General features: G+C 45.1%; 14 protein-coding genes. 5 read left to right on the top strand and 9 right to left on the bottom strand.

Annotated features, from left to right (window positions below):
• The first annotated feature begins 3 nt into the window (after positions 1–3).
• From VL121_RS20235 to cls, 4 genes are all read left to right on the top strand, one after another.
• The gene (locus tag VL121_RS20235) at positions 4–1,062 is read left to right on the top strand and encodes a class I fructose-bisphosphate aldolase (RefSeq protein WP_325408433.1); all 1,059 of its coding nucleotides are present in this window, start codon (positions 4–6) and stop codon (positions 1,060–1,062) included.
• A gap of 25 nt (positions 1,063–1,087) precedes the next feature.
• The gene (locus VL121_RS20230; protein WP_325408432.1) at positions 1,088–1,219 is read left to right on the top strand and encodes a hypothetical protein; all 132 of its coding nucleotides are present in this window, start codon (positions 1,088–1,090) and stop codon (positions 1,217–1,219) included.
• Positions 1,220–1,492: 273 nt separating this feature from the next.
• Positions 1,493–3,001 (top strand): trypsin-like peptidase domain-containing protein, encoded by a 1,509-nt coding sequence (locus tag VL121_RS20225; RefSeq protein WP_325408431.1) that lies wholly within the window; start codon positions 1,493–1,495, stop codon positions 2,999–3,001.
• A 235-nt stretch (positions 3,002–3,236) separates the two neighbouring features.
• Positions 3,237–4,694: a cardiolipin synthase gene (gene cls / locus VL121_RS20220; protein WP_325408430.1), complete on the top strand. Its 1,458-nt coding sequence runs from the start codon at positions 3,237–3,239 to the stop codon at positions 4,692–4,694.
• Between the two features lie 2 nt (positions 4,695–4,696).
• Here the strand turns inward: cls and VL121_RS20215 are convergent, their stop codons facing one another.
• The 4 genes from VL121_RS20215 to VL121_RS20200 all read right to left on the bottom strand — a co-directional run bounded on the left by VL121_RS20215 (position 4,697) and on the right by VL121_RS20200 (position 9,606).
• Positions 4,697–5,164, bottom strand: coding sequence for a DoxX family protein (locus VL121_RS20215; protein ID WP_325408429.1), 468 nt, complete (start codon positions 5,162–5,164; stop codon positions 4,697–4,699).
• 149 nt (positions 5,165–5,313) lie between these two features.
• A complete protein-coding gene (locus VL121_RS20210; protein ID WP_325408428.1) occupies positions 5,314–7,878 on the bottom strand; it encodes a cation-translocating P-type ATPase in 2,565 nt (854 codons plus the stop codon).
• A 181-nt stretch (positions 7,879–8,059) separates the two neighbouring features.
• On the bottom strand, positions 8,060–8,695 hold the full coding sequence (locus VL121_RS20205; RefSeq protein WP_325408427.1) for a trimeric intracellular cation channel family protein: 636 nt from the start codon (positions 8,693–8,695) through the stop codon (positions 8,060–8,062).
• Between the two features lie 260 nt (positions 8,696–8,955).
• A complete protein-coding gene (locus VL121_RS20200; RefSeq protein ID WP_325408426.1) occupies positions 8,956–9,606 on the bottom strand; it encodes a metal-dependent transcriptional regulator in 651 nt (216 codons plus the stop codon).
• 189 nt (positions 9,607–9,795) lie between these two features.
• Between VL121_RS20200 and VL121_RS20195 the strand changes: the two genes are divergently transcribed.
• Complete coding sequence (locus VL121_RS20195) at positions 9,796–12,051, top strand: TonB-dependent receptor (RefSeq protein ID WP_325408425.1); 2,256 nt, start codon at positions 9,796–9,798, stop codon at positions 12,049–12,051.
• Between the two features lie 99 nt (positions 12,052–12,150).
• On the opposite strand, the gene VL121_RS20190 is transcribed toward VL121_RS20195, so the two are convergent.
• The 5 genes from VL121_RS20190 to VL121_RS20170 all read right to left on the bottom strand — a co-directional run bounded on the left by VL121_RS20190 (position 12,151) and on the right by VL121_RS20170 (position 16,918).
• Positions 12,151–12,963, bottom strand: a complete 813-nt coding sequence (locus tag VL121_RS20190; protein ID WP_325408424.1) for an SDR family NAD(P)-dependent oxidoreductase — start codon at positions 12,961–12,963, stop codon at positions 12,151–12,153.
• 40 nt (positions 12,964–13,003) lie between these two features.
• The gene (locus VL121_RS20185) at positions 13,004–14,029 is read right to left on the bottom strand and encodes a zinc-binding dehydrogenase (protein ID WP_325408423.1); all 1,026 of its coding nucleotides are present in this window, start codon (positions 14,027–14,029) and stop codon (positions 13,004–13,006) included.
• Between the two features lie 159 nt (positions 14,030–14,188).
• On the bottom strand, positions 14,189–14,893 hold the full coding sequence (locus VL121_RS20180; RefSeq protein WP_325408422.1) for an orotidine 5'-phosphate decarboxylase / HUMPS family protein: 705 nt from the start codon (positions 14,891–14,893) through the stop codon (positions 14,189–14,191).
• Between the two features lie 157 nt (positions 14,894–15,050).
• Positions 15,051–16,271, bottom strand: coding sequence for a TCR/Tet family MFS transporter (locus VL121_RS20175; RefSeq protein WP_325408421.1), 1,221 nt, complete (start codon positions 16,269–16,271; stop codon positions 15,051–15,053).
• 122 nt (positions 16,272–16,393) lie between these two features.
• A complete protein-coding gene (locus VL121_RS20170; RefSeq protein ID WP_325408420.1) occupies positions 16,394–16,918 on the bottom strand; it encodes a methylated-DNA--[protein]-cysteine S-methyltransferase in 525 nt (174 codons plus the stop codon).
• Between the last annotated feature and the right edge of the window lie 12 nt (positions 16,919–16,930).

Here is a 16,930-nt window from a genome sequence, read left to right as displayed (position 1 = left end):
GTTATGCAGCATGAAAATATCATTGCTTTATTAGGCGATAAAGCCGCCTATTTTTTAGATCATACCTGCACCGCTATTGATAAAAAAACGATCCACCTTCCTTCGGCTGATCACGTATCGGAAATTTGGGCGAACAGCAACCGCAGTAACCAGGTATTGCGCAGCCTGCAGGTTTTATTGGATCATGGCCGTTTGGGTGGAACAGGCTATTGCAGTATTTTCCCGGTAGATCAGGGTATTGAGCATAGTGCGGGTTCCGCGTTTGCGCCTAACCCGCTTTATTTTGATCCTGAAAACATTATTAAGCTGGCTATAGAAGGCGGCTGTAATGCTGTTGCTTCTACTTTTGGTGTGTTGGGAATCATGAGCCGCAGGTATGCGCATAAGATTCCTTTTGTTGTAAAGATCAATCACAATGAATTTTTAAGCTTTCCTAACCGATACGATCAAACGCTGTTTGGAACCGTTAGAAGTGCATGGAATATGGGCGCTGTTGCCGTTGGCGCTACTATTTACTGGGGAAGCGCCGAAAGCGCCCGCCAGCTTAAAGAGGTAGCAGAAGCTTTTGAAATGGCACATGAACTGGGAATGGCTACCATTTTATGGTGCTATACCCGCAACAATGCTTTTAAAGTGGGTGGTACAGATTATCATACTTCGGCCGATCTTACAGGGCAAGCCAATCACCTGGGCGTTACCATACAGGCAGATATCATAAAACAAAAATTACCCACCAACAACGGCGGCTACCTGGCAACAAAGCATGGCAAAACCAGCCCGCTGATATACGACAAACTAACTTCAGATCATCCTGTTGATTTAACCCGTTACCAGGTATTGAATTGCTATAGCGGGAGGGTAGGTTTAATTAACAGTGGCGGTGAAAGCAAAGGAGAAAGCGATCTGCAGGAAGCTGTAGTTACCGCGATAATTAACAAACGCGCCGGGGGTATGGGGTTAATCCTGGGACGAAAAGCATTCCAGCGGCCTTTCAGTGAAGGCGTTGAGATGCTGCAGATCATACAGGATGTGTATTTAGATAAGGATATCACTATTGCTTAACGTGTTATTATAAAAGCTGCCGGATATGGACAAATATCATATGCGGCTAAGCCGGGGTTTTTTACTTTTGCAGTTACAGAAGAAGCAAATGCTTGCCATAGCGCTGATTATGCTGTATGGGGCTTCCAGTTCGGGGGTTACCTTTCAGTTGTATTAGTGTTGGCCGGCTATTCACCCTGTTTGTAAGAGAGGCCATGCTGCGCGTTGATTTTCAGGAACGAGTTCACCAACCAGGCAGTAGCCGGTATAGAAGATATGCGCCAGTTGAAGTTTTATAATTTAGCAGGAAAATCGTATTCCAATAGTTTTCAATTATGCAGCCATTCGGCGCTTATTTTAACGCTTCCGTGATATGGGAACCAGTTAGCGGAGGCCTGGTTTACACGGGGTTCAGGTACCGCATCAAATAATAAAAATTACAAAACGCTTTATGAACAAATCATCTGCTATCCTTGTTGCTGTTTTATTTGCCGTGCTGTATTGTGCATGCGGGGGCAATGCCTCCGGCCCGTCTGTGCCGGATAGTGAGCCTCCGGTGCGGGCAGAGGGCTTTCAGCAGCCTGAAGCCGGAGTTGTGCCGGCTCAAAGCCCTGCGTTAACAGGGCGGGTTAGCTTTGTACTGGCTGCAAAGGCGGTTACTCCCGGTGTTGTACACATTAAAACATCCTATAATAGCGCTTCGGGATCAGGCAATCCGCTCGAGCAGTTATTTGGGGGTTCCGCACCACGCAGTCAGCCTATGGGATCAGGTTCGGGCGTTACCATTGGTTCCGATGGGTATATTGCTACTAATAACCATGTTATTGAGGATGCGGAAACGATAACGGTAATATTTCCGGACAGGCAGGAGTTTGTTGCGGAACTGGTAGGGCGTGATGCCAATACCGACCTGGCCTTGCTTAAGGTAAAAGCCGCGGATTTGCCGGTAGTAAAATTTGGGAACTCTGATAATGTGGAAGTAGGAGAGGGTGTTTTGGCAGTGGGTTATCCTTATTCATTGAACACTACTGTAACAGCCGGCATTGTTAGCGCCAAGGGAAGAAGCATTGGCATTATTAACCAGCCGGGTAGTGAAGGCTACCGCCAGGGTGCTGCTCAAACCAATTCGGCTATTGAATCTTTTATACAAACAGATGCTGCCATCAACCCCGGTAATAGTGGCGGTGCATTGGTGAATATTAATGGCGAGCTTATCGGTATTAATACGGCTATTGCCTCCCTAACCGGTAGTTATGCGGGTTACGCCTTTGCTATTCCGGTTAACCTGGCTAAAAAAGTATTGGAAGATTTAAAAGAATTCGGCATGGTAAAACGGGGTATCCTCGGCGTTGCGTTTCCTGCCCCATCGGCCGAAGACCAGTATTTCAAACAGTTGGGCATTAATCCCGGATCGGTAAAAGGCGTATTCATTACCGACATACAAAAGGGCAGCGCGGCGGCTTCCGCTGGATTAAAAGAAGGCGATATTATTCAAAGTATAGATGGTGTACAATTATTTTCGTCAACGGAATTTTCAGAAAGAGTAGCGAGGCGCCGGCCGGGCGATCAAATTACACTGATCTATTTACGTGACGGAAAAACACACAGTACATCCGCTACATTAAAAGGTGAAGAAGAATCAAAATCCTTAACCGATTCGGGATCACTTAAAGAAATATATAATAAGCTGGGCGCAACTTTTGCACCGCTTACTCCTGCTGTTAAGCAGCGCTTTAATATTAATTCCGGGGTAGTGGTAACGGAAGTGCGTGATGGCGGCTTTTTTGACCGCCTGGGAATACCGCCGGGCATTATCATCACTTATATTAATGGCAGAACCGTTAATAATCCTAAAGACATAGACGAGGCCCTGGTGAAGTCGGGGAATAAAACAGTACAAATACTCGGCCTTGCACCCGATGGTTCAAGAGTAGCTTTTAATTTCTCTCTCGGAACCTGATGCAGATGCCCGGAAGAGGGGATACGCATTATGCGGAAATGAATTCAACAACTATTAAATGCGATGGCTGTATAGATAGAGCTTATAGGAGTTCATGTATTGATTTACATAATTTTTTTTCTGATCGCAAAGGAATAGTCAAATTTATAAAACTATTTAAACGGATTGAAGGAATAACTTTAAAAGAATACCGTAACAGGTAGACCCCTGTTTTCTGTTTCACTCAAAAAAGTATATGAACTGGCTGCTCATTTTTGAAATCGCTTATCTCATCATCCTGGTATTGGTTTGCCTGCGTATTATTTACGACACCCGCAGCACAACTAAAACCTTAGCCTACCTGCTGCTGGCAATTTTCGTTCCGTTTGCGGGCATGCTCTTCTATTTTTCTTTCGGCATTAACTACCGGAAAAGAAAAATGTACAGTAAAAAACTAATTGCTGATGACAGTATATCGGCAAAATTAAAAGAGAACATATACCGGTATTCAAAATATATGTTTGATGAAAGCAGCGCCGATGTGCAAAGCAGCAGGGAATTGGCCGTTATGCTGGTTAAAGACAATATGAGTCCGCTTACAGGCCATAATGAAGTAAAGTTGCTGGTGAACGGGGAGCGCAAGTTTCCTGAAGTTTTGCAGGCTATACAGAATGCCAGGCATCATATTCATATGGAGTATTATATTTATGAAGACGATGAAATAGGCGGCGCCATAGCCGATGCGTTGATCAAAAAAGCTAAAGAAGGGGTAACGGTTCGTTTTATTTATGATGATTTTGGAAGCCGGTCTATCCGGAAAAAAATAGTTCGCCGCCTGGGAGAAGGGGGGGTAAGCGCTTTCCCATTTTACAAGATCATTTTTATAGCATTTGCCAACCGGCTCAATTACCGCAACCACCGAAAAATTATTGTGATAGACGGAAGTACTGCTTTTGTGGGCGGCATTAATGTAAGCGACAGGTATATTAACCATGCGGCCGGCACCCGGGCACTGTTCTGGCGCGATACCCATTTGCGTATTGACGGCCCCGGTGTGCTGTACCTGCAGTATCTTTTTTTGTGCGACTGGAATTTTTGCGCAAATGATAAGTTGCAGCCCGATGCCTTTTTTTTCCCGCAGTCATCTACCCTGGCTGTTAAAGGAAATAAGGTGGTGCAGATAGCGGCGAGCGGCCCGGATTCTGATATGCCCACCATTTTATTTTCCTTATTGCAGGCCATTAACCTGGCAAAAGAAGAAATACTGATCACTACGCCTTATTTCATTCCGGGTGAAAGTTTAATAGATGCATTAATGGTGTCTGCGCTGGGAGGTATTGCTGTAAAATTACTCGTGCCCGGACTTTCGGATTCCAAGCTTGTTAATGCAGCGGCCCGCTCTTACTATGGTGACCTGCTGAAAGCAGGTGTTGAAATTTATTTATATAACAAAGGATTTGTTCATGCTAAAACAATGGTTACCGATAGAAAGATCGCTATAGTAGGAACGGCAAATATGGACTACAGGAGCTTCGATCTGAATTTTGAAGTGAATGCCATAGTGTATGACCGGGATACTGCCGGAGAACTGGCTGAGGTTTTTTATAAAGACATTGCGGAGGCGGAAAAAATTAATATGGCTGAATGGATCAATCGTCCTGCCTGGAAAAAATTACCGGAAAAAATAGCGAGACTGGTATCGCCGTTGTTATAAAATTAATTAAGGGCTTTTTTCGCCTTCCTGTCCCGCGCCGCCCCCTGCCGGAAATATTCATCCGCAGAAAAAACACCGCTTCCTTTTATGGCAAATACAATAAGCAGGAGCAGTGTAATGACGGACAGGAAGAACTCAAATTTATTTTCACCAATACTTTGAATATTCACAAAGAATACCGCTACAATAAGAATGGGAATTTGAACCACCGCGGCTATTTTTGTGAAAAGCCCTATGCATATAAAAAAACCGCATAATAATCCAAGATAGGTTATGATGAGGGCGAGGATTTCCGCATTACCCGAAAAAACACCAATACCTGTATGCTCAATAAGTGTTTGGGCAGCGGCCGTATCGCGGATAAAATTGATAGACTTCCAGAATAAGATCAAACCCAATGCAATTCTCAAAATAGTAAGCATGCTGGGTTGCCTGCTGCTGCGTTTTACCGTATTAATCGTTTCACTCATAACCCCAAAACTTTAATGAATTGTAAATGCGGTATCATTTTATTTTTTGTTAATGATACATGAAACCGGTCTTTACTCAAAAAAGAATAGGTATCTAAAGTTACATCTTTAAACGACAGGAATATCAAAAATGATAAACGTTTTGCCTGTTACCTGTGAAGCAATCTTCTCTTGTTAAGATATTTTATCAGTTCAAGGCATAATACGCAGGCAAGTGTAACGAAAAGAATACTGCTCATCACATTCCATGCTAAAGCTTTTGTTTTGAAGACAGGATGCAAAAAAGGAACATACACAATCAGTAGTTGCAAAGCAATGGTAAGTATAATGGCTCCCCACATGTTGCGGTTGGCAAATATGCCGCCGGTGAACATGGAATGATATACAGATCGCACAGATAGTGCATTGGCTAATTGAACGAAGCATAAGGTGGTAAATACAGCGGTTTGCTGTGTTCGCGCATCATAGCCCTGTTTTGCCACCCACCACTGAACAAAGATGGCGGCTATGGCCAATATGGCTCCTGTAAATAATATCCTTGGTATCAGGCCCCCGGCAAACAAGTTTTCTTTGGGCGGGCGTGGGGGGCGATTCATAATGTCTTTTTCCGCGGGCTCTGCAACAAGGGCCAAACCGGGTAAGCCGTCTGTTACCAGGTTAATCCAAAGAATATGAATGGGAAGCAAAGGGATGGCGAAACCCAGGATGGGAGCGAAAAAAATGGTTAACATTTCACCCAGGTTGCAGGAAAGCACATACACAATAAATTTTTTAATGTTCTCATAGATGCTTCTGCCTTCCCGCACGGCTTTAACAATAGTACTGAAATTATCATCCAGCAAAATCATATCCGCAGCCGCTTTCGATACGTCTGTGCCTGTTATACCCATAGCCACGCCAATATCTGCCTGTTTCAGCGATGGCGCATCATTCACTCCATCGCCTGTCATGGCCACAAATTCACCGTTAGTTTGTAATGCTTTTACAATCTTTAGTTTTTGTTCAGGCGATACCCGTGCATATACGGCTATGTTTTTTATTTCTTTGCTGAGTTGTTCTGCTGTCAGCTTTTCTAATTCAGCACCGGTTTTTATACCTTCATTTCCTTTTCCGGTTAATTGCAGGCGTTCCGCTATAGCATGGGCTGTGAGGGGCTGATCGCCTGTTATCATTACCGATTTAATGCCCGCGGTTTTACATTGTTTGATGGCTTCAATTACTTCTTCTCTCGGCGGGTCTATCATTGCCGCCATACCCAGGAAATTGAGGTTCGATTCAATATCGGTTTGTATGCCGGATGGTTTTTGATCAAAAATCTTATATGCGAAAAATAGAACCCTTAAACCTTCCGCGGCCCATTCGCGGTTGGTATTGAGCCGTTGCGGAATTTGAGTTTTATATTGTGCAGATAGTGCTTCCGTTACTTTTACAGGAGCGCCTTTTACAAACAGCACCCATTTATTTTGGTGCTGATGCAACGTGCTCATGCGCATTCTTACAGAGTCGAAAGGCAATTTTTCCAGCAGCGGAAATGCCGCATCCGCTTCCGCTTTGGAATAACCTTTTCCCAAAGCATATTTCACCAGGGCCGTTTCTGTTGAATCGCCCAGTAAGTCTCCTTCCTGCGAAAACCTTACTTCATTATTTAATATCATGGCATAATTCAGCCAGTCTTCTTTACCGGGTACAGCCTGCAGCTTTTCTACCGTCATTATATTTTGGGTAAGGGTTCCTGTTTTATCGCTGCAGATATAAGTAACGGAACCGAGAGTTTCTACGGCGGGCAGTTTCCGCATCAGGGCCTTCTGTTTCACCATTCTGCGGGCGCCCTGGGCTAACGCTATAGTTATTACGGCAGGGAGGGCCTCCGGCAGTGCGGCAACGGCCAGTGATAAAGCAGTAAGAAACATCTGGAAAGGAGGTTCTCCGCGCCACCAGCCAAAACCAAAAACCGTTAAGCAAATAATAACAACAATAACGGCTAATTGCTTACTAAATACCGTCAGTCTTTTTTGAAGCGGGGTTTTCTGAAATTCCACTTCCATCAGCCCGGCTATTTTACCCATTTCAGTATGCATTCCCGTAGTGGTTACTACCGCTTTTGCAGAACCGTTGCTAACAATGGTTCCTTTAAAAATCATATTTTGCTGATCGGCTGGAACTAAGCCGGATGCTTTAAGTGAGGTGGTATTTTTTTCAACAGAATGGCTTTCCCCGGTTAGGGATGCTTCATCTGTTTTTAAGGAACTCACTTCTATTAACCGGGCATCTGCAGGCACAATATCGCCTGCTTCTACTAAAATGATATCGCCCGGTACCAATTGATCCGCTTCTATTTTGGAAGGATTATTATCTCTGAGTACCAGGGCATGCTGCGCCAGCATTTTTTGCAGCATCCGCACAGACTGTTCCGCATTGTATTCCTGCGAATAGCCCATCCACGCATTACCGGCAATAATGGCGAGAATAACAAAGGCATCAGTGTGTTCTCCAACAACAAATGAAATAGCAGCGGCAATGATCAGTATAATGATCATAATATTCGTAAACTGTGCAATGAGTATAGACAACCTGCTTTTCTGCTTCGCTTCCTGTAAGATATTAAGCCCAAATTCCTTTTGCAGCGCCGGTACCACCTCTTTTTTTAATCCGGAAATATCCGTTTTAAACTGGCTTATTACTTCTTCTTTGCTTAGCTCATACAATGCCGGCATAACTGTTGGTTTGTGCTTTAAAGGTAGCTAATATTGGATGCAGGTACCAGGTGTGAGGTGTGAGGCACCAGCTATGAGCCATCAGTCAGCCGTTGGCAATCGCTAAAGTATATTAATGGCGGGCCATTCACAATTAACATATTGACCATTTACTTCTCACCACATGTAACCACTATTAATATCAGGAATCATTTTTTTCTTTATCCTTAAAAACCGGCAGGTTCCAGTGGTAACGAAGCGCTAAAAAGCGCAGGCTGAAACATAGTGCAATGGCTGTCAGGGATATTGCTCCATCCGGCCATTTAAAATAGGATCCCACCACTACAACTATGGCGCCCATAAGCGCGGCGGAAGCGTATATCTCTTTTCGGAATATAACAGGAATACGGTTAAGCAGCACATCGCGCAGCACGCCGCCACCCACTGCCGTCATCATGCCCAGCAGAATGGCCACTTCCGCATTATGGCCATATAAAAGTGCTTTGTGTGCACCCGAAACGGCAAATAAAGATAAGCCCAGTGCATCGAACAGTAATACAGGCTGGTACATTCGTTCCACCAATGCATGCAATCCCATGGTCATTAATGCGGCCAACATGGCGGTTACTAAATAGCGCCAGTCAGATAATCCAACCGGTGGAATAGCGCCGATACAGAGGTCGCGGATTATTCCGCCGCCACAAGCTACGGTAAAGGCTACAGCAAAAATGCCAAACATATCTAACCCTTTTTGTTTTGCCGCAACGGCGCCGCTGATCGCAAAGGCGAAAGTACCTGCCAGGTCGAGCAAATTGTATAGTGTTTGGAGTTCAGGCATGAGGGGATTAGAGATTTAAAATTTGAGATTTATCCGTCACGGCAGACAGGTTTAAAACTTGAGATGGAAATACGGTTTGTAGTTTATCGTTTGTGGTTTATTGTTGCATTTCGTTCAGATTCCGTCCTGCTCGTGCAGGATTCTACTTCGGATTTTGAATTTTATTTATTCGGGCTTTATGATTTATTTGGTTCTTGTTATTTGATTCCTGGTGCTTTGTATTCCATCCGGATTTCGGGCTTCAATATTCGGGCTTCATCTTACACTACCATTAAATTCCTGCATACCATAAAACTAAAAATGGTTTTGGTTTTATTATTGATCTTCACGCCCATTGATTTATCAAATTCCTGTATTTCTTTTATTTCAATGGCGGAGCCTAAGGTAAGTCCTAAGGAGTCGAGGAGTTGCAAAAAAGAGGCGTCATGATTGGCAACACCCGCTAATTTGTAAGTGGTGTTAAGGTGTCCCTCCGATAGTGGAAAGGATTGATATACCGGCAGCTTGCCATTGACATCGGGGATAGGTTCGCCGTGCGGATCAAATTGCGGATGGCCAAGCATTTCGTCAATGCGGTCAAAAAACCTGTCGGACTGGATATGTTCAATCTGTTCGGCAATATCGTGTACTTCTTCCCAGCCAAGACTCATTACTTCCGACAGGAAAAGTTCTGTTAAACGGTGCTTGCGTAAAATATACAAAGCCTGCTTCCTCCCTTTTTCCGTGAGTTCTATGGCCTTGTATTTTTCATACCTGATAAATTTTTTTTCGGCCAGTTTCTTTACCATGCTGTTTACCGTAGGCATTTTAATGTTCAGGCTTTCCGCAATGTTTTTAACCGAAATTTCCTGGTTTTCCTGAGCCAGCCGGTAAAGTGTTTTCAGGTAATTTTCTTCTGTAAGTGAAACCATACGGCAAAGATAAAAGATTCTCTTCTTTACCTGAACCGTAAGCAGAAATAACAGTAGGGCGGCGGTATTACGCTGTGAACCTGCGGTGGATATTACTGCTCAGACAGGCAATACTGAAATAAATGCATAAAATAATTTTGTTAGTCTAATCTAACTTACTATTTTTACCAAAGTAATTAATAGGTTCATATGAAGTGTATTTTTCCGCTTTTAGTTTTTTTTCTTTATTCCACCCCGCTTTTTGCCCAGCAGGAGGTGATAGTAAAAGGCAGGGTAATGGCGTCCGGCAAACCGGTAGGCGGGGCAACGGTGCGTGTGCTGCAAAGCCTCGTGGCTACGGTTACTGATTCAGCAGGCTATTTCAATATGGCCGGTATTCAAAAAGAAACCGTTACTATACAGGTATCTGTTATTGGTTTTGCAACCGTTAAACGGGAGGTTATCCTGCAAAACGCTGCAGATGATCTTCTTAATATTGAATTACAGCCTGTTGCAGCCGACCTGTCGGAAATTGTAGTTACAGGTACCATGAAAGAAGTAAGCCGTATGCAAAGCCCCGTACCGGTAGAAGTGATCACGCCCAAACTCTTTCAAAAAAATCCAACGCCCAGCCTCTTTGAAGCCATTGGTATGGTAAACGGCGTAAAACCCCAGCTCAACTGTAATGTTTGTAATACAGGCGATATACATATTAATGGTATGGAAGGCCCTTATACCATGATCCTGATTGACGGCATGCCTATTGTGAGCGCTTTATCAACGGTGTATGGCTTAAATGGCATTCCCAACAGCATTGTAGAGCGCATTGAAGTAGTAAAAGGGCCGGGCTCTTCTTTATATGGTTCCGAAGCCATGGGCGGCATCATTAACGTAATTACCAAAAACCCGCTTAAAGCGCCTGTTATCAGTGCCGATATATTTGCTACGTCCTGGCGCGAATACAGCGCTGATGCTTCAGCGAAATTTAAAATGGGAAAAGCTACCGGGTTGCTGGGGGTCAATTATTTTAACTACCAGCATCCGGTAGATAAAAATGAAGACGGCTTTACAGACCTTACCCTGCAGGATCGTATTTCGGTTTTTAATAAATGGAATATAGAAAGAAAAGATAACCGTTTGGCAAGCCTCGCTTTGCGGCATGTTTCGGAAAACCGGTGGGGTGGACAAATGGAGTGGAACAAAACCTGGCGGGGCAGCGATAGCATTTATGGTGAAAGCATATACACGAAACGGTGGGAAGCTATAGGCATGTACCAGTTGCCCGTAAAAGAAAGAATACTAACGCAGTTCTCTTACAACCTGCACCAGCAGGATTCATGGTACGGTGTTACGCCCTACTTAGCCGAACAGCAGGTGCTGTTTGCGCAAATGTACTGGGACAAGCAGTGGGGGAGCAGGCACAACTTTTTATTGGGCGGCTCTTACCGCTACACTTTTTATGATGATAATACGCCTGCTACCGCTTCGGCCGATGGGGTAAAGAACGCTGTTGCGCGTACACCGCTGCCGGGTATTTTTGTACAGGATGAGTGGATGATAAATGAAAAAAGCACGCTGCTGGCAGGCTACCGGTACGATTACAATGAACATCACGGTAATGTGCACTCGCCGCGGATAGCGTATAAGCTGGCGCCTAACAGCCGCAATACCGTCAGGGCCAGCTTTGGTACGGGCTACAGGGTAGTTAACCTGTTTACGGAAGATCATGCGGCTTTAACCGGTGCAAGGGAAGTAGTGATTACCGAAGCACTTGAACCCGAAAGGTCTTACAATGGCAATCTCAACTATGTATTAAAGATTCCCATGCGGGATGCCTTTGCGGGATTTGATATTACAGGTTTTTACTCTTATTTTACCAACAAAATCGTAGGCGATTTTGACGCGGATCCGGGTAAGATCATTTATGACAACCTTAAAGGGCATGCCATATCGCGCGGTGTGGCGCTGAACGCGGATGTAAGCTTTATCTTTCCATTAAAAATATTAGCCGGTGTAACTTACATGAACGTGTATTCAATAGAAGACAGGTTGAATATGCCGCGTAAGAACATACAGCTTAATGCACCGGAATGGTCGGGGAATTTTGTTGTTACCTATGTTTTGCCTTACCGGCTTACGCTTGATTTTACAGGCAAATGGGAAGGCCCCATGCGCTTGCCCGTTGTACCCAATGATTACCGGCCGGAATATTCGCCCTGGTTTTGCATAGCTAACCTGCAGCTTTCCAAAAAAATTGGCAATGGACTGGAACTATACGGCGGTGTAAAAAATCTTTTTAATTTTTTGCCGGAGAATCCCATCATGCGGCCGTTTGATCCGTTTAATAAATACGTAAACGATCCGGTAACTAACCCTCATGGGTATACGTTCGATCCATCTTATAATTATGCGCCGTTACAGGGCATAAGAAGCTTTTTGGGGATGCGGTATAATTTGTTTAAGTAGGTGTGAGGTTTCAGGTTACAGGTTTCATGGACAGACTCTCACTTCTTACTTGACTTCTCACCTTCACTTATGGTTGCAATTGGCTTCGGACGTTGCATTTCAGTCTCCGGATTTTGTATTCACCGGTATAGTAGAAGTATCTTTTGGCGGATTGCGGCCAATAAAAGGATATTGCTCCAGCGTCATAATCTGCCCGCTTATGGGGCCGCACTCATCGGCTAACCAGTATACAGCGGCAGCGGCTATTTCCGCCGGCCAAATAATGCGTCCTGCGGGTGCGTACACATTGGGCAGGTCTTTATACCAGTCGTCTGCCAGCCCGTGCTTACGTTTACGGATAGCCTCATTTTCGGTAAGCACCCATCCTGGATTGATCTGGTTCACTCTTACCCCGTCTTCCCTGAAAAGTGTATCGCCTAAATTTTGGGTAAGGGTCATCAATGCCCCTTTGGAGATACTGTAGGCCATTAAATTGGGCTCACCGCTAAACGCATTCACCGATCCAATATTAAGCACACAGCCGCTTTGTTTGCGAAGATGCGGCAGTGCGGCTTTTATTAACGCAAAAGGAGCAATGGTATTAACTTCTAATATTCTCCTCAGGAAATCAAGATCAGTAGTATGTATATTGGAAGAGGCCACAACAGCCGCATTATTTACTACGGCATCTAATTGCCCATATGTATTAACAGCTATATCTACCAGCCGTTGCGGAGCGCCTTCATTGCTGATATCTTCTATAAGCAGCACCGCTTTATCTTTTCCCAGTTCAGCCACAACGGCTTCACCCCATTCTTTCTCTAGCCCATGAATTACCACACGGGCGCCTTCCGCCACGCAGCGCTGCGCAATGGCTTTTCCAATACCCGTGCAACTGCCGGTAATGATGATGACTTTGTTTTGTAAACGCATCTTAATAATTTGAAATTTCAAATTTGAGATTTGAAAGGGATCATACGGGTTTCAACACGCTCTTTACTACCTCTCCTTTATGCATTTTTTCAAATGCCTCGTGCCATTCGGTTACGGGCCATACGCCGCCGATAATGGGTTTTACATTCAACTGGCCGCTTGCCAGCAGGGCGATCACTCTTTCCCATACCGGCCAGTTATGACTGAAGCTGCCCTGCAGGGTTACATTTTTTTGCACCAGCGGATCAAGCGAAAAGCCTAAGGGTTGCGGCCCCCAGCCTACTTTAGCAATATGCCCCTTAGGACGCACCAACTGCATGGCCATTTTTAAAGTAATGCTTGCTCCTGCCGCATCTATAATACAGTCTGCACCCAATCCATCTCTTTGCGTTGCCCAGGGCATGGCATCGCCTATAATGGTTTCACAACCGTATTGCTTTGCAATATCCAAGCGGTGCTTATCGGCTTCCAAACCCACAATGGCTACCTCCGCGCCACAAAGCCGGGCCATTGCGGCACAAAGAATGCCAATGGTTCCGGGGCCCAGTACAATTACCCTGTCGCCGGGCTTCAGCCTGCTGTTTTCTACCACTGCGTTAAATGCCACGCAACAGGGCTCCGTTAAGCAGGCCTGTTCAAATGCCAACTGGTCGGGCACGCGGTGCAGGCAGCGGGCAGGTACACGTACATACCTGGTCATGGCACCATTTACGCCATAGCCAAACCCTTTGCGTGAGGGATCTAAATTATATAAACCGCTTTTGGTCATGGGACTGCTGGGGTCTATCACTGCCGCCGTTTCGCTTACCACGCGGTCGCCTTCTTTCCAGCCGGTAACCCTGCTGCCTAACGCCACAATATGACCGCCAAATTCATGTCCCAATACCACCGGGTAATTTACATGCCAGCTATGATCGGCCGTCCACTGGTGCAGATCGCTGCCGCAAACACCTACGTTTACTACTTCTAATAATACGTCTTCTTCGCCGATCTCCGGCTTATCTATTTCACGTATCTCAACCGATCCTTTTTCGGGTGCATAATTAACTACCGCTGCTGATTTCATATAATGATTTGATATTTATAATTTTAGATTTGATATTTCAAAACTGGTAATGTTGTTAATAGGTATCAGGTATCAGGTTTCAGGTTGAGCTTTTGGGCAAACCTTAAACGGCAAGCTACCAGCTGCTACGGATACCCTCTCAAATTTCAAATCTTAAATTTAAAATTTAAAATTGCTTTCCCCATACGCATGTATCTTTTCGCAGATCAAACGAAGGGAGGTTTCCAGGTCGCCGTCTGCGGTTTTAAATGCATCGGCATCAATAGTAAGCGGGGCACCCAGTACTACTAACGGTGCCCCATATGCGGGACACTGAATGGCCTGTTCAAGGCTTAGCCCGCCTACGGCCTGCACCGGAATGTTTACCGCCTGCACTACTTCCTTTAGCTGATCCAGCGGGCTGGGCATACGTTTACCCTGCGCCGCTATGCCGCGCCTTTCATCGTAACCAATATGATGAATAACATAATCGCAGCCAAGGTCTTCCAGCCATTTGGCGGCAGCCACCATATCGGGGCAGCCTAAGTTGTCACCCATTACTTTCGCGCCAAAATCTCTCCCGGCCTGCACCACGCATTTAATGGTTTCTTCATGCGCTCTTGCCATTACTACTACATGCGTGGCTCCGGCTTTAGCCATCATTTCGGCTTCAAGATAACCGCCGTCCATAGTTTTTAAATCGGCTACAATGGGGATGCCAGGGAAAGCCTCCCGTAATTTTTTTACACCATGCAAGCCTTCTGCAAGAATCAATGGCGTTCCCGCTTCCAACCAGTCTACACCCGCCCGCATGGCAAGGGCAGCGGTTTCAAGGGCTTCATCAATATTCGTAAGGTCTAAAGAAATTTGAACTATAGGTTTCATGCTATACTGTTTAATACAATCTTTTAATGTGCTTCCAAAAGTAGGCTTTTTCTAAAGAGTTTATTTTGATGAATATATACTCAACAACAGTTTTTGATTTTGCACACTGCTACAACACAGTTGTTTTACTGCAACCGCTCATCTGCAAAGGAGCCGTTCACGCCATTGCTTTTTCTGTTCTGAACATGCGGTAAGCCAGTATAGTGCTCCCCAGCATTAATACGGCGCCTAAAAGAAAAGGCGCTCCCGGAAAATACACCGGTGTGTCCTGTTTGGTAAAGTGGGCAAACAGGTTGGTCATAACCGGGGGGCCAATAATAGTGGTTACGCTCATAAGCGCAGTTAAAGCGCCCTGCAGTTCACCCTGTTCATTAGATGGCACGTGGTTGGAAATAACAGCCTGCAATGCCGGCCCGCAAATACCGCCAAGACAATACGGAACTAAAAAAATAAACATCATCCAGCCCTGCGATGCAAAAGCGAATAAGGCTAAGCCAAGGGTATAAAATGCCAGTCCCACGTAAATACTCTTTTCGTTGCCCAGCTTTGGATTAACAATACGAATCAATCCTCCCTGCACCAATCCTACCAGCAGTCCTACCACTCCAAGCGAAATGCCTACCATTCTTTCATCCCATTTAAATTTCTCCATATTAAAAAAAGCCCAGGTACTTTGCACGGAGTGCGCCGCTATATAAATCAGCATTAATGAAATGATCAGTCCGCTCACCGCGGGATATTTTCGCAAATGCATCAGCGATCCCATAGGATTAGCCCGCTTCCAGCTAAAGTTGCGGCGGTTGGCTTTACTGAGCGATTCGGGCAGCACAAAATAACCATACAACCAGTTCAGCAGCGATAAAACAGCAGCGGCAATAAAAGGAACGCGTGAGCCCATGCTACCCAGGAGTCCGCCTATTACCGGGCCAATAATAAAGCCCAGCCCGAATGCGGCGCCAATCATTCCAAAATTTTTAGCCCTGTCTGCCGGGGCGCTGATGTCGGCAATATAGGCAGACGCGGTGGTAAAGCTGGCGCCGGTAATGCCGGCGATAATTCTTCCCACAAACAGCCACCCGATAGTAGGTGCAAGGGCTATAAGTATATAATCCATCCCAAAACCCAAAAGGGAAAATAATAATACCGGCCGCCTTCCGTATTTATCGCTGAGGTTACCCAAAATAGGGGCGCATAAAAACTGCATGAAGGCAAAAGCAAAAGTGAGCCAGCCACCCCAGCGCGATGCGGCGCTCAGATCGCCATGGATGAGTTCTTCAATGAGGGTAGGCATTACCGGTATAATAATACCAAATCCAATAACATCGAGCAGCAGCGTAATGAATATAAATCCTAAGGCTGCTTTTTTAGAAAGAGGCATAAATTAATGTGAAAATGTGAAAATATGAAAATATGGAAATGTGAAAATAAAGCCGGATTAACAAATGATCAGGTTCTATCTCCCTGAAACTTGAAACCTGCACCCTGCAATTTGCAGCCCTCTCACCATTGTCCCAACTCCTGCACGCCGTGGGCGTATTTTGCTTCATGATCCAGCAGCCATTTTTTCCGCCACAGATCACCGCCATAGCCAACCAGGCTACCATTAGTGCCAATAACCCGATGGCAGGGTACTACAATACACAATTGATTTTTACCATTGGTGGTTCCCACTGCACGAATGGCTTTTACATTACCGGTTCTTTTGGATAATTCAAGGTAGGAAATGGTTTTTCCAAAAGGTATATCCGGCAAAGCATTCCATATTTTTTGCTGAAAAGAAGTTCCCTCCTGGCTGAAAGGGAAATCAAATATGCGGCGCTTTCCTGCAAAATATTCATCCAACTGTGTAGTGCAGGTATGTACTATACCGCTACCTGCATTGTTCTTTATTTCATCGGCACTTAGCTTCGGCCCTTTCCACGCGTTTACAAACAGTATGGCATGGATTGCTTCAGCGGAGCTTTTAATTTCCAGCATACCAACAGGAGAAGTATAATATGTTACAGACAATCCGGTTGCAATCATTTGATTAATGCT

Origin of the sequence: Agriterribacter sp. (genome assembly GCF_035497235.1) — a bacterium.
GTDB lineage: Bacteria > Bacteroidota > Bacteroidia > Chitinophagales > Chitinophagaceae > Agriterribacter.
This window is presented reverse-complemented; position numbering and strand designations above follow the sequence as displayed.